Source organism: Thermodesulfobacterium sp. TA1, assembly GCF_008630935.1.
GTDB lineage: Bacteria > Desulfobacterota > Thermodesulfobacteria > Thermodesulfobacteriales > Thermodesulfobacteriaceae > Thermodesulfobacterium.
Genome location: NZ_CP043908.1, coordinates 1596212 through 1617306, shown reverse-complemented (window position 1 = coordinate 1617306; position 21095 = coordinate 1596212). Strand labels below are relative to the sequence as shown.

17 protein-coding genes are annotated in these 21095 nt (G+C 37.0%); 14 read left to right on the top strand and 3 right to left on the bottom strand.

Translation table 11 applies throughout. From position 1 onward, the window contains the following. Positions 1-52: 52 nt before the first annotated feature. The 10 genes from F1847_RS08130 to F1847_RS08085 all read left to right on the top strand — a co-directional run bounded on the left by F1847_RS08130 (position 53) and on the right by F1847_RS08085 (position 11562). On the top strand, positions 53-1756 hold the full coding sequence (locus F1847_RS08130; protein ID WP_150072557.1) for an FAD-dependent oxidoreductase: 1704 nt from the start codon (positions 53-55) through the stop codon (positions 1754-1756). Further along, entirely contained in the window at positions 1753-3078 is a 1326-nt protein-coding gene (gene hisS / locus F1847_RS08125; protein WP_150072556.1) for a histidine--tRNA ligase, read from the top strand. The genes F1847_RS08130 and hisS overlap by 4 nt, the downstream gene beginning before the upstream one ends. After that, positions 3069-4565 (top strand): anthranilate synthase component I, encoded by a 1497-nt coding sequence (gene trpE / locus F1847_RS08120; RefSeq protein ID WP_150072555.1) that lies wholly within the window; start codon positions 3069-3071, stop codon positions 4563-4565. The genes hisS and trpE overlap by 10 nt, the downstream gene beginning before the upstream one ends. 3 nt (positions 4566-4568) lie before the next feature. Next, complete coding sequence (locus F1847_RS08115) at positions 4569-5222, top strand: aminodeoxychorismate/anthranilate synthase component II (protein ID WP_150072554.1); 654 nt, start codon at positions 4569-4571, stop codon at positions 5220-5222. Between the two features lie 7 nt (positions 5223-5229). Then, positions 5230-5952: a 1-acyl-sn-glycerol-3-phosphate acyltransferase gene (locus tag F1847_RS08110; RefSeq protein WP_168194306.1), complete on the top strand. Its 723-nt coding sequence runs from the start codon at positions 5230-5232 to the stop codon at positions 5950-5952. Between the two features lie 3 nt (positions 5953-5955). Further along, entirely contained in the window at positions 5956-8376 is a 2421-nt protein-coding gene (gene gyrA / locus F1847_RS08105) for a DNA gyrase subunit A (RefSeq protein WP_150072552.1), read from the top strand. 162 nt (positions 8377-8538) lie between these two features. Further along, positions 8539-9645 carry an inositol-3-phosphate synthase gene (locus F1847_RS08100; protein ID WP_150072551.1) on the top strand — a complete coding sequence of 369 codons (1107 nt, stop codon included), beginning with the start codon at positions 8539-8541 and terminating at the stop codon, positions 9643-9645. 14 nt (positions 9646-9659) lie between these two features. Further along, positions 9660-10817 (top strand): LL-diaminopimelate aminotransferase, encoded by a 1158-nt coding sequence (locus tag F1847_RS08095; protein WP_150072550.1) that lies wholly within the window; start codon positions 9660-9662, stop codon positions 10815-10817. Positions 10818-10834: 17 nt separating this feature from the next. Beyond that, positions 10835-11323, top strand: coding sequence for a 2-amino-4-hydroxy-6-hydroxymethyldihydropteridine diphosphokinase (gene folK / locus F1847_RS08090; RefSeq protein WP_150072549.1), 489 nt, complete (start codon positions 10835-10837; stop codon positions 11321-11323). Beyond that, positions 11320-11562, top strand: a complete 243-nt coding sequence (locus F1847_RS08085; protein WP_150072548.1) for a YHS domain-containing protein — start codon at positions 11320-11322, stop codon at positions 11560-11562. Before folK ends, F1847_RS08085 begins: the two co-directional genes overlap by 4 nt. On the opposite strand, the gene F1847_RS08080 is transcribed toward F1847_RS08085, so the two are convergent. Further along, complete coding sequence (locus F1847_RS08080) at positions 11559-12590, bottom strand: rod shape-determining protein (protein ID WP_150072547.1); 1032 nt, start codon at positions 12588-12590, stop codon at positions 11559-11561. The two genes, F1847_RS08085 and F1847_RS08080, sit on opposite strands and share 4 nt — an antisense overlap. 102 nt (positions 12591-12692) lie before the next feature. Between F1847_RS08080 and F1847_RS08075 the strand changes: the two genes are divergently transcribed. Beyond that, a complete protein-coding gene (locus F1847_RS08075) occupies positions 12693-15077 on the top strand; it encodes a DUF2344 domain-containing protein (RefSeq protein WP_150072546.1) in 2385 nt (794 codons plus the stop codon). A gap of 23 nt (positions 15078-15100) precedes the next feature. Further along, entirely contained in the window at positions 15101-16363 is a 1263-nt protein-coding gene (locus F1847_RS08070) for a diguanylate cyclase (protein ID WP_150072545.1), read from the top strand. Between the two features lie 81 nt (positions 16364-16444). Here F1847_RS08070 and F1847_RS08065 read toward each other — a convergent pair whose 3' ends face one another. Both F1847_RS08065 and F1847_RS08060 read right to left on the bottom strand, forming a co-directional pair. Beyond that, a complete protein-coding gene (locus F1847_RS08065) occupies positions 16445-17431 on the bottom strand; it encodes a radical SAM protein (protein WP_150072544.1) in 987 nt (328 codons plus the stop codon). Beyond that, a complete protein-coding gene (locus F1847_RS08060; RefSeq protein ID WP_150072543.1) occupies positions 17424-18536 on the bottom strand; it encodes a 3-deoxy-7-phosphoheptulonate synthase in 1113 nt (370 codons plus the stop codon). Before F1847_RS08060 ends, F1847_RS08065 begins: the two co-directional genes overlap by 8 nt. Before the next feature lie 226 nt (positions 18537-18762). On the opposite strand from F1847_RS08060, the gene F1847_RS08055 reads away from it, so the two are divergent. Next, positions 18763-19977 (top strand): glycosyltransferase, encoded by a 1215-nt coding sequence (locus tag F1847_RS08055; RefSeq protein WP_150072542.1) that lies wholly within the window; start codon positions 18763-18765, stop codon positions 19975-19977. Beyond that, positions 19974-21089 (top strand): glycosyltransferase family 9 protein, encoded by a 1116-nt coding sequence (locus F1847_RS08050; protein WP_150072541.1) that lies wholly within the window; start codon positions 19974-19976, stop codon positions 21087-21089. Before F1847_RS08055 ends, F1847_RS08050 begins: the two co-directional genes overlap by 4 nt. The last annotated feature ends 6 nt before the right edge of the window (positions 21090-21095 follow it).

The window sequence follows — 21095 nt, the reverse complement described above, 5'->3', positions numbered from 1 at the left end:
TAATTCATTTTATGTTAAAATGCATAAAACACAATCAACTGAGGGGGGATAAATGCGTGTTTTGGTAATAGGGGCTGTAGCTTGTGGAACCAGGGCAGCTTGTAGGCTTAAGAGGTTGCGTCCAGACGCAGAAATCTTGATGATAGATCAAGACCAGTATATTTCTTATGGCGGATGTGGTATGCCCTATTATCTTACTGGAGATGTGTCTCATATAGATGAGCTGAGAAGAACCACCTTTCATGCCATAAGAGACGAACGTTTTTTTAAAGAAGCTAAAGGTATAGAGGTTTTAACCAGGGTCAAGGCAGAGGAAATAGACCGAAAGAAAAAAACCGTTAAGGTAAGATGGTTAGATACAGGAAAAACTGAAGAGATAGTTTATGATAAATTGGTGATAGCTACCGGCACCAAACCTAAAATTCCTCCTATTCCAGGGGTTGAGCTTGAGGGGGTGCATACCCTTTCTAACCTTCATGATGCGATAAAAATTAAAGAGAAGCTGGTAAAAGGAGAGGTAAAAAGCCCTTTAGTCATAGGGGCTGGTTTTATAGGGCTTGAGGTGGTAGAGGCTTTTGGGGAATCCTGGGGGCTTCCGGTAACTTTATTAGAATATTTTCCCCAGGTTTTGCCAAGGCTTATAGACCCTGTTCTTTCAAAAATTGTAGAAAATCATTTAAGGACAAAAGGGGTCAAAGTGGTTTTAAACGCACGGATTAAAGAAATAGTGGGAGAAGGAGGCAAGGTAGTCGGGGTTAGAACAGAAGACAGTTTTTATCCAGCAGACTTGGTGCTTTTAGCTACAGGAGTAATCCCGAATACAGACTTGGCTAAGCAGGCAGGACTTTTGGTTTCTCCTATTACTGGGGGGATAGTGGTTAATGAGAGGATGCAAACTTCAGACCCAGATATCTATGCAGGCGGAGACTGTGTAGAGGTATTACATCTTATTACCGGAAAAAAGATGCTTATGCCTCAAGGGTCATTAGCTAATAAGCAAGGGAGGGTTATCGGAACTAACCTCGCAGGAGGATATGCTAAGTTTAGAGGGACGATAGGAGCTTTTATTTTAAAATGTTTTGATATGGCTATAGGGGGCTGTGGGATTAGTTTGGGGGTAGCCAAGGCAGAAGGTTTTGTAGATGCCACCTATGCCCTTAACATCCAGCACGAAAGAGCTCATTTCTTTTCTATAGGTTGTTCTTATTATCATCTGGTTTTTGATAAAGGAACCGCTAAGGTTTTAGGTTTCCAATCAATAGGTCCTTACACAGATGGCACTTTAGCAAGGGTGCATGCTATGTCAGCATTACTTTTAGAAAGACCTTCAATCCAAGATGTAGTAGAGCTTGAGCTTGCATACTCTCCACCTTTTAACACCGCCCTTGACCCGATTAATATGACAGGGCATGTAGCGGAAAATTTGATTTTTGAAAGGTTTACCCCTATAGAATGGGATGAAGTATTGAAAAGGCTTAAGGAAAAAGATCCAAGCTTGTTGATAGTAGATGTTAGGACCCCAGAAGAAGCCAAAGAGATGGTTCAGAAATATCCAAATTGGATTAACATTCCTTATCAAATCGCACGAGAGAAGATAAAAGACCTTCCCAAGGATAAAGATTTGGTAGTGGTTTGTAGTGTAGGGACAAGGTCTTATGAAGTGGTAAGATGGTTAAAAGCTGAGGGATATGAAAGGGTTTTTATGCCGATGGGAGGGGTGGTTCTTGCTAAATCATGGGGGGAAGATATTAGATGAGACTGCAGGCAGTAAGAGGTTTTAAAGACTGGTTGCCAGAGGATTTTGTAAAGTACGAATATTTAATAGATAAGGCACGCTTTTGGTGTAAACTTTTTAACTTTAAAGAGATAAAAATACCTATTCTTGAAAAAACCGAGCTTTTTGTAAGGTCGATAGGAGAGGTTACAGATATAGTCCAAAAGGAAACCTATTCTTTTGAGGACAGAAATAAAGAGTGGCTCACTTTACGTCCTGAAGCCACGGCTGGTATCTGCCGGATGTTGATAGAGCATGGACTTTATGTAAGGCCTAAGCCTTTAAAGTTTTTTACCATAGGTCCTATGTTTAGGCATGAGCGTCCTCAAAAAGGTAGGTTGAGAGAGTTTTATCAGATAGACCTTGAGGTTTTTTCAGACCTAAATCCTTATTTAGAGGCTGAGGTTCTTGCTTTAGCCTTAAACATTTTAAAAAGTCCTTTGTCTGAGGTTTCTGAGAGGTTAAACGACCTTTATACTTTGGAGTTAAACACCCTCGGTTGTCCTGAGTGTAGACCCAAATACAGGGAGGTTTTGTTATCTTTTCTAAAGCAACATAAAGAAGGACTTTGTGAAACCTGTAAGGGAAGGATAGACAGAAACCCTTTAAGGGTGCTTGATTGTAAAAATGAAGGGTGTAGGCAGGTAGTTTCTGAAAGTCCTTTGATTACAGAGTTTTTATGTGAGGCTTGTAAAGCTCATTTCTTAGAACTTAGAGAAGCCTTACAGTTTTTAGGAATAGAATATTCTTTAAATCCCAGGTTAGTAAGAGGTTTAGATTATTACGTAAGGACTATTTTTGAGGTTAAGGCTAAAGGCTTAGGGGCTCAAGATACGGTTTGTGCAGGTGGTAGGTATGATTATTTATTGAAAGAGCTGGGTGGGCCTGAACTTCCGGCCATAGGGTTTGCTATAGGCCTTGAGAGATGGGCTATTTCTGTTTTTGGGGATGAGGAAAAGCAAGGTCTTCTTGACCCAAAGTCTTTGGCAAATAAGCTTTGTCCTGAGCTGTATTTAATTTTTTTGGGTAAGCCCTTGATTAAACAAGGGATTATTCTTTCTCAGAAACTTAGAGAAAAAGGTATAAGGTGCGAAGTTACTTATGAAGAAAAATCACTTAAAGCCCAGCTTAAAAATGCAGATAAACTGGGAGCTAAGCATGTTTTGCTTTTAGGAGAAAAAGAGTGGGAGGAGAAAAAGGTCGTTTTTAGAGATTTGAGACAGAGTACACAAAAAGAGATAGGTTTTGAAAACTTAGAAGACCTGGCAGACAAGGTGTTTAAAGAGATAAAAGGATGGATTTAAAAATTTCCCCTACCAAAGAGGTTTTTGAAAACCTTGCCCAAACATATAATCTAATCCCTGTTTACACAGAGGTCCCTTGTGATTTAGACACTCCTATTTCGCTTTTTTACAAGTTAGGGGAAGGGAAAAGATATGCCTTTTTACTTGAGAGCTTAGAAGGAGGAGAAAAGTGGGCAAGGTATAGTTTTATAGGGATAGACCCTTATCTGGTGTTTAAAAGTAAAGGCCAACAGGTCTGGCTTTTTGAGAGACAAAATGAAGGTCTTATCCTTAAAGATAACTTTTTTAGCGCCAACCCTTTTAACGAGCTAAGAAAGTTAATCAAAGGAGTAGATTGTGCGTTGGTTGATGGTTTACCAAGGTTTTTCGGAGGGGCAGTAGGTTTTATAGGTTATGAAACGGTAAGATTTTTCGAAAAAATTCCTGTAGGAGAAGAGATTTTAGGGTTTTCTGACCTACATTTTATGTTTCCAGAGGTGGTTTTAGTTTACGATAGGTTTAAGCATGCCCTAAAGATCGTCTATAATGTAAGGATTGACCAAAAAGAGAAGGTTTCTAAGGTTTATCAAGAGGCGGTAGCTAAGGTTTGTGAGATAAAAGACCTTATCTTTTTTTCTAAAATTGTTTATCAGCCTTTCGAAATAACCTCTATCGCTTCTCCTCAACCAGAGATTACTAAAGAAAAGTTTTGCTCCATGGTAGAAAGAGCAAAAAAATATATTGAAGAAGGAGATATCATTCAGGTAGTCCTTTCTCAGCGGTTTTCTTTTAAATCTAAGGTTCCTCCTTTTCTTTTTTACAGGGCTTTAAGGAAGGTAAATCCTTCGCCTTATCTATTTTTTTTAAAACTTGACGATGAGGTGCTTATCGGTTCTTCTCCAGAAATTTTAGTAAGAATGGAAGGCAGTTTGGTTGAGACAAGACCTATCGCAGGCACACGAAAGAGGGGAAAAACAGAACAAGAAGATAAGGAGTTGGAAAAGGATTTAAAAGGAGATAAGAAGGAATTAGCTGAACATATCATGCTGGTTGACCTTGGGAGAAATGACCTTGGTAGGATTTGTAAATATGGGACGGTTGAGGTTTATGAGTTGATGGTGGTTGAACGTTATTCTCATGTGATGCATCTTGTTTCAGGGGTTAAAGGTGAGGTTATTCCAGGGTTAGACATGTTTGACGTCTTTGCCGCTACTTTCCCTGCAGGGACGGTTTCTGGTGCTCCCAAAATACGGGCGATGGAGATTATCGCTGAAATTGAAAAGAAGGAAAGAGGTCCTTATGCAGGTGCTGTAGGATATTTTGGTTTTTCAGGTAATATGGATTTTTGTATTACTATAAGGACTATTTTCCAAAAAGGAGAGGTTTGTTATCTTCAAGCAGGAGCAGGGATAGTGGCTGATTCTGACCCTGAAAAAGAATACGAAGAAACTTTAAACAAGGCTAAAGCTATGTTTAAAGCTATAGAAATCTTAAGAGAGCTGGTTTAAACCATGAAACGGGTGGTAGTAATAGATAATTATGATTCTTTTACCTATAATCTGGTTCAGCTTATCGGGATTATGCTTGAGAAAATCTGGGGAGGGGAAATAAAGGTTTTCAGAAACGATACGATTACTGTGGAAGAGGTGCTTAGTCTAAAACCAGATTATTTGCTGATTTCTCCAGGTCCTTGTACTCCTAAGGAGGCAGGGATTTCGGTTGAGCTTATCAAAAAGGCGGCAGGAAAGATTCCTATCTTAGGGGTTTGTCTTGGACATCAAAGTATAGCTTATGCCTTTGGGGCAAAAATAGTTAAGGCTAAGAGGCTTATGCATGGTAAGGTTTCTCAGGTTTTTCATGACGGGAAAGGTATTTTTAAAGATTTACCTAATCCCTTTCAGGCTATGCGATATCATTCCTTAGCCGTGGACCCAGATACCTTACCAAATTTTTTTGAGATTACCGCTCAGGCTGAGGATGGAGAGATTATGGGTATAAGACACAAAGAATGGCCTATAGAAGGTGTGCAGTTTCATCCAGAATCTATCGGTACTTCTCTTGAAAGATGGATGAAATATTCTTTTCCCCCAAAAGATTGGGATTTTTCTAAAGATGACCTTCCAGAAGGGGTGATACTTTTGAGAAACTTTTTAACTGCTTATTAGTGCTATGATGGAAAGGCTGGGGGAGATTTTAAGAAACTTTTTTTGCTGGATTTACTGTGTGATTACTGTTCCTCTGTTTGGAAGTTTAGTCTTGGTGATAAGAAAGCATTTTTGGGCAAGGGTTTGGTGTAAAGGGTTGTTAAAGGTTTTGGGAGTAGAAATAAAGGTTTATAAGGAGGTTGACCTTCCTAAAGGAATCTATATTTTTATGGCCAACCATCAAAGTCAACTTGATATTCCTGTTTTAGAAAAAGTGCTTGAAGATTACAACATAAGATTTTTAGCCAAAAAAAGCCTTTTTAACATTCCTTTTTTTGGTTGGGGATTAAAGGTCTTAGGGTATGTGCCTGTAGAAAGGGAGGACCCTAAGGAGGGGTTTAAAAGTATATTAGCTTGTGTAGAAAAGATTAAAGAGGGTGTTTCTTTGGTGGTTTTCCCTGAAGGCACGAGAAGTAAAGATGGGGAGGTTTTGCCTTTTAAGTTAGGTGGTTTTTTAATCCCGATTAAAGCGCAAGCAAAAGTAATACCGGTAGCTATTTGGGGAACCAAAGAGGTTTTACCTAAAGGGTCTCTTTGGTTAAGGGTAGGAAGAAAAAGGAGGATAGGGGTTTACTTAGGAGAGCCTATAGACACTACCGGTCTAACTTTAAGAGATAAACACCTTCTATCCCAAAAGGTAAGAGAAGCGATTTTACAAGGGATAGAACGCCTTAAGAAGGAGGTTGAGTAAGGTATGGCGGAGATTATTGCTGTTCCTTTAGAAGAGGAGTTAAAAGAGTCTTATTTAGACTATGCGATGAGTGTTATTGTAGGTAGAGCCCTTCCTGACGTAAGAGATGGGTTGAAGCCGGTGCAAAGAAGGATTCTCTATGCTATGTATGAGACAGGAAACGACTGGAACAAACCTTATAAGAAAAGTGCAAGAATAGTAGGAGAGGTGATCGGTAAGTATCATCCTCATGGAGACATGCCTGTATATGAAGCTATAGTAAGGATGGCCCAAGACTTTAGCATGAGATATCCTCTGATAGACGGGCAAGGAAACTTTGGGTCTGTAGACGGAGATTCCCCTGCTGCGATGAGGTATACTGAGGTAAGGCTTGCCAGGATCGCCCATGAGCTTTTAGCAGACATAGAAAAAGAGACCGTAGAGTTTACTCCTAACTATGATAATACCTTAAAAGAACCTTTAGTTTTGCCTTCTAAAATTCCTAATCTTTTGATAAACGGTTCTGCAGGTATTGCTGTGGGAATGGCAACCAACATCCCCCCTCATAATCTTTCTGAGGTAATAGACGGACTGATTTTTCTTTTAAGGAATCAAGAGGCTTCGGTAGAAGACCTTATGCAGTATATAAAAGGTCCGGACTTTCCTACCGGGGCTTACATCGTAGGTACAGAAGGAATTAAACAGGCCTATACCACAGGAAGAGGGATTCTAAAACTTAAGGCAAGATATAAGATAGAACGGGAAAAGGATAAGGTTAGGATTGTTTTTGATGAAATTCCCTATCAGGTAAGCAAAGCTAAAGTGGTAGAAAAGATAGCTCAACTGGCTAAAGACAAAAAGATAGAAGGTATAGCAGAAGTGAGAGACGAGTCTGATAGAGAAGGAATAAGGATTGTAGTTGAGCTAAAAAAGGAGTGGGCAAACGCCCCTTATACCATACTTAAAAAGATTTATGATATGACCCCGCTTCAGACGACCTTTGGGGTTATTATGTTGGCTTTAGTAAACGGCAAACCTGAGGTGCTTACTCTTAAGGATATTTTGTTAAACTTTTTAAACTGGCGTAAAACCGTTGTTATAAGAAGGACCCAGTATGACCTTAGAAAATCCAAAGAAAGGCTTCATATTTTAGAAGGATTTTTAAAGGCTCTTTCTCATATAGATGAAATTATAGAACTTATAAAAAAGTCTCAAACTCCTAAGGAAGCCAAGGAAGCCCTTATTAAAAGGTTTGGTTTTAGCGATATTCAGGCTCAAGAAATTTTAAACCTAAGGCTGCAAAGATTGACCGCTTTAGAAAGAGAAAAAATCCTTCTTGAATATGAGGACATCAAAAGAGCTATCAGCTATTACGAAAAAATTTTAACCCATGAGCCTACGCTTTTAGCGGTGATAGAAGAGGAATTAAAGGAGATAAAAGAAAAATACGGAGACCCAAGAAGAACTAAGATTATCTCTGAAGAAGAACCAGAGGAGATTTTACAAGAAGAAAAGCTACCTTCAGAAGAGGTCTTGTTTCTGATAAGCGAGGAGGGATATGTAAGAAAACTACCTTTAGACCTCTTTAGCCCTCAAAAAAGAGGAGGAAAAGGAAGTTTAGCTTTTAGCACTGATGAAAAGTTAAAGGTAGCCATCCAAACAGATACAACGACTCTTCTGTGGGTTTTTACCGAAGAAGGTAAGGTATATCCTTTAGACCTTAAGGATATTTCTTTTTCTGGAAAAACCGGTAAGGGAACTCATATTAAAAATTTAATACCTAATATAGAAAGTCCTGTTGCTTTTGTGCTTCCTGCCACTGAAGAGGGTTATTTAGTTTTAGTTACAGCTAAAGGTATTGTAAAAAAAATTGAGGTAGAGGAGTTAAAGAATTTAAGAAAAAATGGACTTATTGTAATAGGGTTAAAAAAAGGAGATAGACTTTGTAAAGGTGTAATAACCTTTGGCGAAGACCGTTTAATTTTACTTACTAATAAAGGGATGAGCCTTCATTTTGAGGAAAAAGAACTTAGTGTAACCAAAAGGCAGGCAGAAGGGGTGATAGGTGTTAGGTTAGAAGAAGACGACGAGGTTTTAGATTTGATAAAGACTTCTCAACAAGGGTATCTTTTTACGATTACAGAAAAAGGTTTTGGCAAAAAAACTCCTTTTTCAGAGTATAGGATGCAGGGAAGAGGAGGAAAAGGTATCATTGCACATGGGATAAACGAAAAAACAGGAAGGTTAGCAGGTGGAGCGGCTGCTTTTGAGAAAGAAGATTTTGTGGTTTTTTCCAGCTCAGGTAAGGCGATAAGGATTTCCTCTCAAGATATACCTCAGCAAGGTAGAGCTACTAAAGGGGTAAGGATAATAACCCTTTTACCCGGAGAAGTAGTGGTTGGGATCACTAAAATTAAAATAGAAGAAAAAATTAAAGAGGATTAGAGAAACTAAGTAGACGTAAGTATAAACCTAAGAGGTAAGAAGAAAGAGAGGTAAAAGGATTGAAAAAACAAAAAATTTTACAAAGGATCTTTATTTTAGATTGATATTATCAAGGTTTATGATATTTTTATAATTTTGAAAAATTGTTTGGGAGGATCTATAATGTCTAACAAGGTAAGGGTAGCCATCGCAGGGGTAGGTAACTGTGCCAGTTCTTTAGTTCAAGGGGTTTTCTACTATAAAGAAGCAGACCTTTCAAACATTCAAGGAATAATGTTTCCTGAGATAGGTGGATACAAGCCTTCAGACATTGAGTTTGTAGCTGCTTGGGATATAGATGCAAGAAAAGTAGGAAAAGACTTATCTGAGGCTATTTTTAGTCCCCCTAACTGCACTACCATATTTTACAGAGAGGTTCCCAGGCTTAAAGTAAAGGTAAGAAAGGGTAAGGTTTTAGACGGTGTAGCTAAACATATGTCTAATTTCCCTGAAGATAAAAGCTTTCAGATATCCTCGGAAAAGGAAGACGCATTGGAAGATGTTGTATCAATTCTTAAAGAAACACAGGCAGACGTTTTGATAAACTATGTTCCGGTTGGGTCTGAGCAAGCAGCCAGATTTTATGCTGAAGCCTGTTTAAGAGCAGGGGTTGCTTTTGTAAACGCTATGCCTACTTTTATAGTTTCTGACCCTGAATGGGGAGAAAGATTTGAAAAAGATGGTATTCCAGCGGTAGGGGATGACATTAAGTCTCAACTTGGTGCTACCATTTTACATCGGACCTTAGTTCAACTTTTTGTAGACAGAGGAATTCCTCTAAAAAGAACCTATCAATTAAACTTTGGTGGAAATACAGACTTTTTAAACATGTTAGAAAGAGACCGTTTAAAAACCAAAAAGGTTTCTAAGACCGAGGCAGTAACCAGCATTCTTCCCTATGATATCGGCTGGGAAAATGTGCACATAGGTCCTTCAGACTGGGTGCCTTGGTTAAAGGATAAAAAAATTGCTTATATTCGGCTTGAGGGGGAACATTTTGGAGGTGTGCCTCTTTCAGTAGAGGTTAAGTTAGAGGTCGAGGATTCTCCTAATTCTGCAGGGTCTGCTTTAGATGCGATAAGATGTGCTAAGCTTGCCAAAGATAGGGGTATAGGTGGTCCGTTGATTTCTATTTCAGCTTATACGATGAAACATCCCCCTAAGCAGTTTCCTGATCATTTAGCCAGACAAATGGTTTTAGAATTTATCGAAGGAAAAAGAGAAAGATAAAGGAGGAGGATTAGATGGAACTTTCTAACAGATTAAAAAAAGTGCCTCCCTATCTCTTTGTAGAGATAGACCGTTTAAAATCTGAAAAACTTAAAGAAGGGGCAGACGTTATAGATTTAGGGATAGGAGACCCTGATTTACCTACCCCAGCTGAAATCATAGAAGTGGCTAAAAGGGCCTTAGAAAAACCAGAAAACCATAAGTATCCTTCTAATGCAGGCGCCTTTTTTTATCGTAAGGCCTGTGCAGACTATATGAAAAGAAGATTTGGGCTTGATTTTGACCCAGATACCGAGGTAACTACCCTTATAGGGTCTAAAGAAGGAATAGCTCATTTTCCGATAGCCTTTATCAATCCAGGAGATGTAGTCCTTTGTCCTGACCCAGGTTATCCTGTTTATCATTTAGGGGCTATTTTTACTGATGGAGAGCCTTTTTATCTTCCTCTTACATGGGAAAACGACTTTTTACCTGATTTTAGTAAGGTTCCTACAGAAATTTTAGAAAAAACCAAGATTTTATGGTTAAACTATCCTAACAACCCTACCGGAGCTACCTCTCCTAAGGAATTTTTTAAAGAGGTAGTAGCCCTTGCCAAAAAATATGGGTTTATCATAGCTCATGATGCGGCTTATATAGAGATGTATTATGAAGAACCACCTATTAGCATCTTTGAGGTTGAGGGGGCTAAAGAGGTAGCCATAGAGTTTCACAGCCTGTCTAAGACCTTTTGCATGACCGGTTGGAGGATAGGTTTTGCAGTAGGTAATGCATCTTTAGTTTCTGCTTTAGCCAAGGTAAAAAGCAACATGGATTCAGGTGCTTTTACTGCCATTCAAGAGGCAGGAGCCTATGCCTTAAACAACCTCGAGAAAATAACCCCACCTTTAATTAAGGTTTTTAAAGAGAGAAGAGACTTTTTGTGTGCTGAACTTGAACGTTTGGGCTATCAGTTTAAAAAACCTTCAGCCACCTTTTACCTTTGGGTAAAGGTCCCAGGAGGAATGAATTCAAAAGAATTTTGTAAAAAAGTTTTGCAAGATTTAGCCATAGTGGTAACCCCAGGGGTAGGGTTTGGTGCGGCTGGGGAAGGTTATTTTAGAATAGCCCTTACAGTTGACATAGAAAGAATGAAGGAGGCAGTAAGGCGTTTGGCTACCCTCAAGGTTTAAAAAAGGCGGTCCTTAGTTTGGGGTCAAACTTAGGTAATCGTAAGGAAAACTTAAAAAAAGGTTTATTTTTTTTACAGCAGACAGGTTTAAAAGTAAAAGCTCTTTCTAATGTTTATGAAACCTCTCCTTGGGGGTTTAAAACCCCCAATTCTTTTTATAATTTGATAGCCTTAGTCGAAACTTCTCTTTCTCCTTGGGCTTTGCTTTTTGAGATAAAGAAGATAGAAGCTTCTATGGGTAAAATACCTAAACTTTTAAAGGGCGATTATCAGGATCGATTGATAGACATAGACCTTATTTTTTATGAGGACTTAGTCTTAGATACCAAGGTTTTAACCTTACCTCATCCTTTAGCCCATTTAAGAGACTTTGTTTTAGTGCCGGCTTTAGAGGTTATTCCAGATTGGGTCCATCCAATATTAAAAAAAACTACTCAGAACCTTTTTGAAGAGAAAACTCGTCTTTTTTTATCCAAAAAACTTAAAAAAATAGGCCCTTTGTTATGAAGCTTTTTTTACTTTTGGTTTTGATTTTTCTAGTTTATTATTTTTATTTTAGAAAAAGAAAAAACTTGATAAAACAAAAGAACAAACCAGAGGTAGCAGACCTGGTTTTGGATGAGGCTTGCCAGACTTATATAAGAAAAGAAGAGGCATTAAAGATAGAAATTCAAGGAAAGACTTATTATTTCTGTTCTAAAACTTGTCTTCAAAAGTTTTTAGAGAAATTAGAAGGTCGTTATTAAGCCTGTACCATTACTTCTTTCAGCCTATCTATTTCATCCAGGGCTTTGCCTGCTCCTAAGGCTACACAATGGAGGGGGTTTTCTGCTACGAAAACGTTTAATCCTGTTTCTTTTTGGATTAGTTTGTCTAAATTTTTAAGCAAGGCTCCTCCACCGCTTAAGACAATACCTCTGTCTACCATGTCGGCTGCTAATTCAGGAGGGGTCTCCTCAAGGACCTGTTTAATTACTTGGATTATCATGTCTACAGGTTCTTTGATGGCCTCTTGTATTTCTTTGGAGGTAATCGTTATGGTTTTGGGGATTCCTGTTACTAAATCTCTTCCTTTTATTTCCATCGTAGCATAAGGTTCTTCAGGTAACACATCTCCTATGTTGATCTTAATCTGTTCTGCGGTTGCTTCCCCTATCAAAAGGTTGTATTTTTTCTTGATGTAAACCGCTATGGCTTCGTCTATTTTGTCTCCTGCTACCTTAAGGGAATGGCTAACCACTATCCCTCCGAGAGAAATAACCGCAACCTCGGTGGTGCCTCCCCCGATGTCTACGATCATGTTAGCTACAGGCTCGGTTACCGGCAGTCCTGCTCCTATCGCGGCTGCCATAGGTTCTTCTATCAGATAAACCTCTCTTGCCCCAGCGGTTTCTGCGCTTTCTTTTACCGCCCTTCTTTCTACTTGAGTGGTCCCAGAAGGCACACTTATGATAATCCTTGGCTTTACAAAGTAGCCTCTGTTATGTACCTTTTGGATAAAGTATCTTATCATGGCTTCGGTTACTTCAAAATCTGCTATCACTCCCTCCCTTAATGGTCTTATAGCTTTGATACTGCCAGGAGTTTTACCTACCATTTTTTTTGCTTCGTCTCCTACCGCTATTACTTTTTTAAACCTTCCGTCCTCTTTAACCGCAACTACAGAAGGTTCGCTAAGGATAATTCCTTTTCCTTTTAAATAAATGAGGGTATTGGCTGTTCCTAAGTCTATAGCCATATCTTTAGAGAATAAGCTAAAAAATTTACTTAACATCTTTTTACCTCTTAATTTTTAGTTTTCTAAATTTTAAAACCTTTTTTGAAAATTAAAAGTTTGTGGTAAGCTTAAAAAAAACTAAAGTTCAGAGAAATATTGATGGAAAAACCTGAAACAACTGACTATCCTTATCAACTTTTGATAACCGTTAGGAAACCGTCTCGTTATTTGGGGGAAGAACCCTTTTTTAAGAAAAAAGATTGGGAAAAAGCAGAGCTTAAGGTTTGTTTATGTTATCCAGACCTTTATGAAATAGGTCGTTCTCATTTGGGGATAAACATTTTGGCTTATTTGATAAATCAGCAAAAAACCTGGTTAGCAGATTTAGCTTTTGCAGTTGCTCCAGATTTAGAAGAAGCGCTAAAAACACAAGGGTATCCTTTATTAAGTTTAAATTACCGAAAACCTCTTAAGGCCTTTGATGTGATAGGAATAAGTTATGCTTATGAGCTTTCTGTTACCGGTATTTTACAGGTTTTAGACCTTTCAGTAATTCCTTTAAGGGCAAACCACAGAGATAGAAAGGTCCCTTTAATTTTGGGAGGTGGTCCAAGTTGTGGAAACCCAGAGCCTATAGCCGAGTTTTTTGACGCCCTTATTATAGGAGAGGCAGAAGAGGTTATTTTTGAGGTTTTAGAGATTTATAAACGCTGGAAATCAACCCAAAAATCTCGCCAATCCCTTTGGGAGGAGCTGGCTCAAATAGAAGGAGTTTATGTTCCCGAGATTAAAAACAGGACTAAAAGACGGATTTTAAAGGATTTAAACCTGGAAACTTTGAGTTGGGAGTTTGGGACACCTTTGATAGAACTTTCTCATGACAGGGTCCCGATGGAAATCTCCAGAGGTTGTACCAGAGGCTGTAGGTTTTGTGAGGCAAGTTTTTATTATCGTCCTGTAAGAGAAAAAAGCCCAAATTATATAATAAACCAAATAAAGAAAAATTTTGAAGGCACAGGACTTACCGAGGCCTCTTTAATGAGTCTTTCTGCAGGAGATTATACCGTTTTAAAACCTTTAATCAATAAACTAAAAGAAGAGTTTTATTTAAAAACATCTTATAGGAAATATGCCTTTTCTTTGCCATCTTTAAGGGTAGGTAGTATAGACGCTGAACTTTTAGAGTTTATCAAGCTTGGAAGAAAAACAGGGCTTACCTTTGCCCCTGAGGCAGGGACAGAAAGATTGAGAAGGGTTATCAACAAAGACATAGACATCAACCAGTTGATAGAAGACATAAGGCTTGCTAAAAAGCATGGCTGGACCAAGATAAAACTTTATTTTATGATAGGCCTTCCTACCGAAGAAGAGGAGGATTTAGAAGGGATTTATCAGCTATATCGTTTGATAAAAAAAGAAGTTCCTCAAATCGGAATAACCGTTTCAGTTTCTACTTTTATTCCTAAGCCTCACACCCCTTTTCAGTGGGAAAGACAGATTTCTATAGATGAAACCTATAAAAAGATTAGATATTTAAAAGAAAGATTAGGTAAAAATCTTCGTTATCATCAGCCAGAACAAAGTTTTCTTGAGGGGGTTATTGGGAGAGGAGATAGAGGTTTGTCTTTTTTAATAGAACGAGCCTATCAAAAGGGAGCCCGGTTTGATAGCTGGAAAGACTTTTTTAATTTTAACCTATGGGTTGAGGCGGCTAAAGAATTAGGTATTGACTTAAACGTTTATTTAAGAGAAAGGTCTTTGGAAGAGGACCTCCCTTGGGACCATATAGATTTAAGAATTTCTAAAGAGTATCTGATAAAAGAGAGAAAAAAAGCTTACCAAGGAGAGATTACTAAAGACTGTAGGTTTGAAAAATGTAGCAAATGCGGAGTTTGTCAGAAAGGGATAAAAAATTTATTGAATAATGCCGAAGAGTCTTCTTTATACTTGGTCTCAGATTTAGAGATTAAATCTGAGCGCTCTTCTGAAAATCCTAAGGAATACTGGTATGAGATTTATTATACCAAAAAAGACAAGGCGGTTTTTCTTTCTCAGCTTGAAGTAATCAGGCTTTTTGTATTGGTCCTTAATAAGCTTGGGTTTCCTTTAGTATATACTTCAGGGTTTCATCCTCACCCTAAAATCGTGGTAGAAGACGCCCTTCCTATAGGTGTTTTTTCTGAAAAAGAAGCTATAGGGGTTGCCATGTATGAACCAGGACTTTCTTTCAAGCTTAAAGATTTAGAAATTTATCCAGGTTTACGTATTATTGAGGTGTTTGAAAGACCCTTTAAGCCTACGTTTCAAAGAGAACAAAAGGTTTATCAAATTATTCCTCTTGCAGAAAAAGATTTTTGGTTAAACCGACTGTCAAACCTTTCTTTTCCTGAAGGAATAGAGATAGAATTGAAAGAAAAAAGCCTTTTAATTAAGGCCTATATTCCAAACTTTTCTTTGCTAAAGTTTTTAAAACAAGTTTTAACCCTTGACAACCCACTTTCGTTTTTTAAAATTATTAAATTGTCAAAATATTTAGAGGATTAGAAAAATTTTTATTGATAAAAACTATGCAAGAAGCAGAAAATACTAAAATTCTTTTGGTAGATGACGACCGTTTTATTTTGAAAGCTTTAACCAAGCTTATTTCTCAAAGGCTTTCTTTGGAAGTCCTTACTGCAGAAAGCTTAGCAGAACTTAAAACATGTTTAGAAAAAGAAAAAGAACTTGCTCTTGCAGTGTGCGATTACCATCTTCCAGATGCAGAAAAAGGAGAGGCTATAGATTTTTTATTATCTAAAGGGGTACCTACGATAGTTTTAACCGCATCTTATGACGAAAAACTTAGAGATACTATTCTTGATAAAGGAGTAGTAGATTATTTAGTCAAAGGTATTCCTAACGTTAGCGAACACATTATCGTTAGCATAAAGAGGGCTTTAAAAACCTTTAAAACTAAGGTTTTAGTAGTAGAGGATATGCCTGTTGATCGGAGGATAATTTCAGACATTTTAAAAAAGATGCTTTTTCAGGTTTTAGAAACTTCAACTCTTAAAGAAGCTAAGGAAGTCTTTAAAAAAGAACCTCAGATTAAACTTATGATATTAGACTATTATTTTCCGGAAGAGGATGCATTAGAGTTTTTGTATGAAATTAGGAAGACCTATCCTAAAAGTGATTTAGGTATTATCGTTGTTTCAGGTATGGTTAAAACAAAGATGATACCCGTTTTACTAAAAGCTGGAGCAAATGATTTTCTTAAAAAGCCTTTTAGTCAAGAAGAGTTCATGGTAAGGGTGTACAATACTTTAGAGCTTATCGAATTAATTCAGGAATTGGAATTTCTTGCTTATCATGATCCATTAACAGGTCTTTATAACCGGCGATACTTCATGGAAGAAGCTCCTAAGTTTTTAAGCATAGCTAAGAGAAAAAATTTAAAACTTGCCTGCTTAATGATTGACATCGATGATTTTAAAAAGATTAACGATACTTACGGGCATGAGGTGGGGGATTTAGTTTTAAAAGACTTGGCAGAAAAACTTAAAAACACCTTTAAGAGAAAGGAAGATATCGTGGCCAGGTTTGGAGGTGAGGAGTTTATAGTTTTGGTTGTTTATTCAGAAAAACAGGCTTTGATTGATTTTATAGAATATTTTAGGAAAAAGGTTGCCTCTACCCCGTTAGACTTAAAAGAAGGAGACTTGATAAAGTATACTGTTTCTATCGGTGTTGAGCTTGAGATTAAGGATAGGTTAAAAGATATGTTGACTTCTGCAGATAAGAAACTTTATGAAGCCAAAAAACGGGGAAAAAACTGTATAGTTTTTTAAACCCTTTATCTAACCCTGTCTTGTCTTAGTTTCCTTTGTGTTTAAGCTTTTTAGCTAATTGCTTTAATTGTCGAGGAAGGTTTAAAAATTAAAAGGAATTTCTATAGTTCTGGTCTTTGGGCAGGTTATACAAACTGAAGGTTTAGAAGACGATGGATGGGTGTTCCTAAACTTTTGGTATTCCTTTTTGTTCCAAATGGTTTTAAGGCTTTCGTCTTTTATGTTGCCAAAATAAAGATTTTTTTTATAGGCAGCTGGAATTCCTGTAAAAACACAAGGAGAGACCATCCCAAGAGAGTTAATAAAAAGAGTTTTTATCGGATTTTCACTGCAGACCTCCCTTTGGAAAGAAGGAGAAGGAAGGTTAAAGACCATCCTTAAGCCTAAGGATTTAGCTTCTTCTGCTACTTTCTCTGCTCGCGATTTTAAAACCTTAAATTCGTCTTCTGTTTGAGGAACAAGACATTCCTTTTGTAATTCCTCATCAGGGACTAAATCAAGCAGACTTACCACTATTTCTTTTATCCCAAGACCAGTTAAAAAATTAGGTAGTTTTTCAAGCTCGTGTTCGTTTGATTTAAGCAGCATGTAAGCTATATGAACTTGAGGTTTTTCTTGTTTTAAAATTTTCTTAGCGGCGTTTATTTTTTCTATAGCATTTAAAACCCGTGTTAGAGAAGTACCTTTTCTTAGACGGTCGTTGGTCTCGATTCCGGCTAAAGAAAAGGCTATGATGTCTACTCCGGAAAGTATTAATTTTTCTGCAAGATTGTCATCGATTAGGGTTCCGTTGGTGGTAAAACCAACCATAGCCCCTTGAGACTTAGCAAGTCTTACCATCTCAAAAAAATTTGGATTAAGAAGGGGTTCTCCCCAGCCTTGCAAATAAACCAGTCGGGTCTTTTTTAAATAAGGAAGAAAAGATTTAAAGAGGTCCAAACTTAGGTTGGTGCCTAACCAATTTTTTTGCCATACCGTATGAGGGCAGTACAAACATTTAGCGTTACAAAGGCCTGAAACCTCTACCTGTATCCAATCAAAGGAGGGTAAAAACCAGTTTTTAAACACTTTTTTGGTTAACCATTTTTTTAAGCTCTAAATAGGTTTCTCTTACTTTATATACATATTCAAGATAAAGAGGAAGTTCGGTTAAAGGTAAGGCCTGGGGACCATCGCATAAAGCCTTTTCAGGGCAAGGATGAAACTCTACCAAAATGGTATTGGCTCCGGCAATAACCCCTTGTGCGGTGACATGGTAGATGTCCCTTATGCCGTCTGGAGCCTTTACCCTTGACCCTATAGGATGAGAGGGGTCTATACATACAGGCATTCTGGTAAGCCTTTTTACTACCGGTACATGGGAAAAGTCTACCAGGTTTCTATGAGGATCTCCCAAGTGGGTCCTTACGCCTCTTAAACAAAAGATGATGTGAGTGTTGCCTTCGGAGGCTATGTATTCTGCAGCATTAAGGCTTTCTTCTAAAGAAAGTCCATATCCTCTTTTGTAAAGCACAGGAAAGTCTAATTGTCTGCCTACAGCTTTTAAAAGTTCAAAGTTTTGGGCGTTTCTGGTGCCTATTTGTAAAATAACCCCACAAGGATGTCCTGTGAGGTCCAAAGCCTCTCTAATTTCATCTATATGATGAGGAGAAAGTACCTCCATCACTATTACCTTAATTCCATACTTTCCTGCCAAGTCAAACAACCAAGGAAGACATTCTTTTCCAAGCCCTTGGAAATCATAAGGTGAAGTCCTTGGTTTATAAGCCCCCATTCTGGCACAACATACCCCATTTTCTTTTAAGACCTTAAAAATAGCTTCGGCGTTTTCATAAGTATCTACAGCACAAAGTCCCGCAAAAACATGAAAAGACTCTTGACTAAACTTTAGGTCTTTATAGGTAAAGCCTAAATCTGTAAGGACCCCATGTCTTCCGATTAGTCTATATTTAGCCGTAACCTTTATTGCCTTTTCAACACCAGGTAAACTTTCTATTTCCTCTTGAGATACCATATAGTCCTCTCCTATCAGATGTACTTCAAGCAGAGTACGAGTAACCCCTTTGTTTTCTATAACTTTTATCTGCAAGTGAGGAAATCGTTCAAGATATTTTAGTAAGGATTGAAATTCAGGACTTTCCTGGGTGACATGAGGTTCCATGATGATAATCATACTAAACTCCTCCTGTAAGTTTTTAAGACTTTTAATCTAAAAAATTAGTTAATACCTATTTAAAAAATTTGCAACCCCCATTTTTTCTTCCTTTAAAGTAAATTACAACTCAAAGGAGTCTTATTTTAGAGGCTAAATGTATAAAAGGTTTTACAACACTTTTAAAAAGTCTTTTTTAAGCTATAATTTGACCTAAAACTGAGGAAATGGTTTAGGATTTAGAAGTATGAGTCATAAGATCTTAATTCTTGATACCGGAAAGGAATGGGGTGGGGGTACAGTATCTTTAATCGAACTTTTGAAACGTATCGACAAAAATAGATACGCATTTACTGCTCTATTTTATCATAATTATAACAAAGGTACTGAATCTAATATTAAAAAGGAGTTAGAAAATTTAGGGATAAATTTTATTTTACTTCCTCCAAGGCCTAAATCTATAAAGTATAAAATAGTCAAAGAGGCGCTTCGAATCTTCTTTTTCTTTAGTAAAGCTTTAAGACAATATGCAATATTTTGGGTAGATTACTTTTTTCGTGTAAAACCTAAGGCTAAAATCATCGCTCAGATCATAAAAGAATTAAACATAGATTTAATATACATGAACAATCAACCTGCTACTAACCTTGAAGGAATTTTAGCCGCTAAGATTACAGGTATTCCTGCAGTCCTTCATTGTAGAACGATGCCTAAGTTGAACCGATTTTTAATTAACCAGATTAATGGGGGGTTAGAAAAAATCATTTGTGTTTCAAAAAATTTGAAAGATTTTTTATTGGAAAAAGGGGTTATACCAGAAAAATGTGTGGTAGTTTATGACGGAATAGATATAAATCTTATACCATCTAAGTCTTCAGAAGAGATAAAACAAGGCTTAAAGCTTTCAGAAAAAGAAATTATCATCGGTACCGTAGGAACTTTGCGTAAAATAAAAAGGATGGATGACCTGATAGAGGCGATTTTTTTAGTTAAACCCAAAACCGATAAACCGATAAAATTAGTGGTGGTAGGGGATGGACCTGAAAGAAATTATTTAATAGAATTAGTTCAAAAAAGGGGTTTAGAAAAGGAAGTTATTTTTACTGGTTTCCAATCTGATGCGATTTCTTATATAAACTTTTTTGATATTTTTGTATTAGCCTCAGAAAGAGAGGGCTTACCTCGTGTGATTTTAGAGGCTATGTTAATGGGGAAACCGGTTGTGGCTTCTAAGATACCAGGGGTGGTTGAACAGGTAATCGAAGGTGAGACGGGATTTCTTGTTCCTCCTAAAAACCCGCAAGCTTTTGCAGAAAAAATCTTAACATTGATAAATGACCCTGAATTAAGAAGAACTTTAGGGGAACGCGGGAGAAAAAGGATTTTAGAAAGGTTTGCGATGGAGAGGTACGTAAAAGAAGTTGAAAAAGTTTTTGAAGAAGTTTTAAGGAACGATTTATGATTTATCTTTTTCTTAGTTATCTATTTTTTCCCTTGATTAAACTTTTAAGTTTATTAAGAGGAAAAGACAAACCTTTTAAAAAGATTTTAGTTATTCAAGCGGCTAAAATAGGTGATTTTATTTGTTCTACTCATCTGTTTAGGGAAATTAAAAAAACTTACCCTAATTCTCGTTTAACCGTTATGGTAAATCCTATAGTAAAAGAAATTGCTGAACTTAATCCCTATATAGATGAGGTTATCCCTATTTCCTCAAAAGGATATAAAGGGTTTTTAGGAAAAATTAGACTTGCTAATTTGATAAGGAAAGGACGATACGATGTTGGTATTACTCTTAATCCTAACCTACCTTTTACTATAGGGATGTTATGGGGATTAATACCTATAAGACTTACGGTAATGCCTAATTTTTGTGGATTAACCTTTAGGCTTGCCTCTAAATTTTTTACCAAGCTTGAACCACATGCTTCCGGAAGATTGGTTGTGGAAACTTATTTAAAACTTTTAAACCATATAGATATAAAAACCGATAATATAGCTAAAGAGGTATACCAAAGCATAGAAGCTGATAAGCGGGTATCAGAATTTTTAGGATTAATAAACAAACCGCTTATTGGGATAGCAGTGAGTAGTGGTAATAAACTTAAAGAGATAGCTTCTAAAAAAATTGCAGAAATCATAGATCAAATTTTAAAAGAGATAGATGCTTATATTGTTTTGATAGGGTCTGCTCAAGATAAGTTAAAAGCACAAGAGGTTTTAAGTTTGGTAAAGGTTAAAGAAAGGATTTTAGATTCAACCGGAAGGTTTAATTTAGGGGAATTACCGGCTCTAATTAAAAAACTTTCAGTTTTTATAGGGGTTGATACAGGAATAACTTACATGGCAGATGCTTTAAAAGTGCCTATAGTTTATATACCTGGACCTATAGATACTTCTGAACAACGTCCTGTTGAAAGTAGAATGATATCCATTTTTCATAGGTTAAGTTGTATGCCTTGTAGTTTTGTTTTTAAAACTACAAGTTTTTGTAAATACAATAGTAAAGATTGTATTAATTTAGTAACTTCCGAAGAAATTGTTTTAGCGGTTAAAAAGTTATTAGAAAATTAAAAATAG

Coding starts and splice junctions, on each gene's coding strand:
- F1847_RS08055 (WP_150072542.1), top strand. CDS start 18,763: ATGAGTCATAAGATCTTAATTCTTGATACCGGAAAGGAATGGGGTGGG.
- F1847_RS08070 (WP_150072545.1), top strand. CDS start 15,101: ATGCAAGAAGCAGAAAATACTAAAATTCTTTTGGTAGATGACGACCGT.
- F1847_RS08110 (WP_168194306.1), top strand. CDS start 5,230: ATGGAAAGGCTGGGGGAGATTTTAAGAAACTTTTTTTGCTGGATTTAC.
- F1847_RS08095 (WP_150072550.1), top strand. CDS start 9,660: ATGGAACTTTCTAACAGATTAAAAAAAGTGCCTCCCTATCTCTTTGTA.
- gyrA (WP_150072552.1), top strand. CDS start 5,956: ATGGCGGAGATTATTGCTGTTCCTTTAGAAGAGGAGTTAAAAGAGTCT.
- F1847_RS08060 (WP_150072543.1), bottom strand. CDS start 18,536: ATGATTATCATCATGGAACCTCATGTCACCCAGGAAAGTCCTGAATTT.
- F1847_RS08050 (WP_150072541.1), top strand. CDS start 19,974: ATGATTTATCTTTTTCTTAGTTATCTATTTTTTCCCTTGATTAAACTT.
- F1847_RS08085 (WP_150072548.1), top strand. CDS start 11,320: ATGAAGCTTTTTTTACTTTTGGTTTTGATTTTTCTAGTTTATTATTTT.
- F1847_RS08075 (WP_150072546.1), top strand. CDS start 12,693: ATGGAAAAACCTGAAACAACTGACTATCCTTATCAACTTTTGATAACC.
- F1847_RS08130 (WP_150072557.1), top strand. CDS start 53: ATGCGTGTTTTGGTAATAGGGGCTGTAGCTTGTGGAACCAGGGCAGCT.
- F1847_RS08100 (WP_150072551.1), top strand. CDS start 8,539: ATGTCTAACAAGGTAAGGGTAGCCATCGCAGGGGTAGGTAACTGTGCC.
- F1847_RS08115 (WP_150072554.1), top strand. CDS start 4,569: ATGAAACGGGTGGTAGTAATAGATAATTATGATTCTTTTACCTATAAT.
- F1847_RS08080 (WP_150072547.1), bottom strand. CDS start 12,590: ATGTTAAGTAAATTTTTTAGCTTATTCTCTAAAGATATGGCTATAGAC.
- hisS (WP_150072556.1), top strand. CDS start 1,753: ATGAGACTGCAGGCAGTAAGAGGTTTTAAAGACTGGTTGCCAGAGGAT.
- trpE (WP_150072555.1), top strand. CDS start 3,069: ATGGATTTAAAAATTTCCCCTACCAAAGAGGTTTTTGAAAACCTTGCC.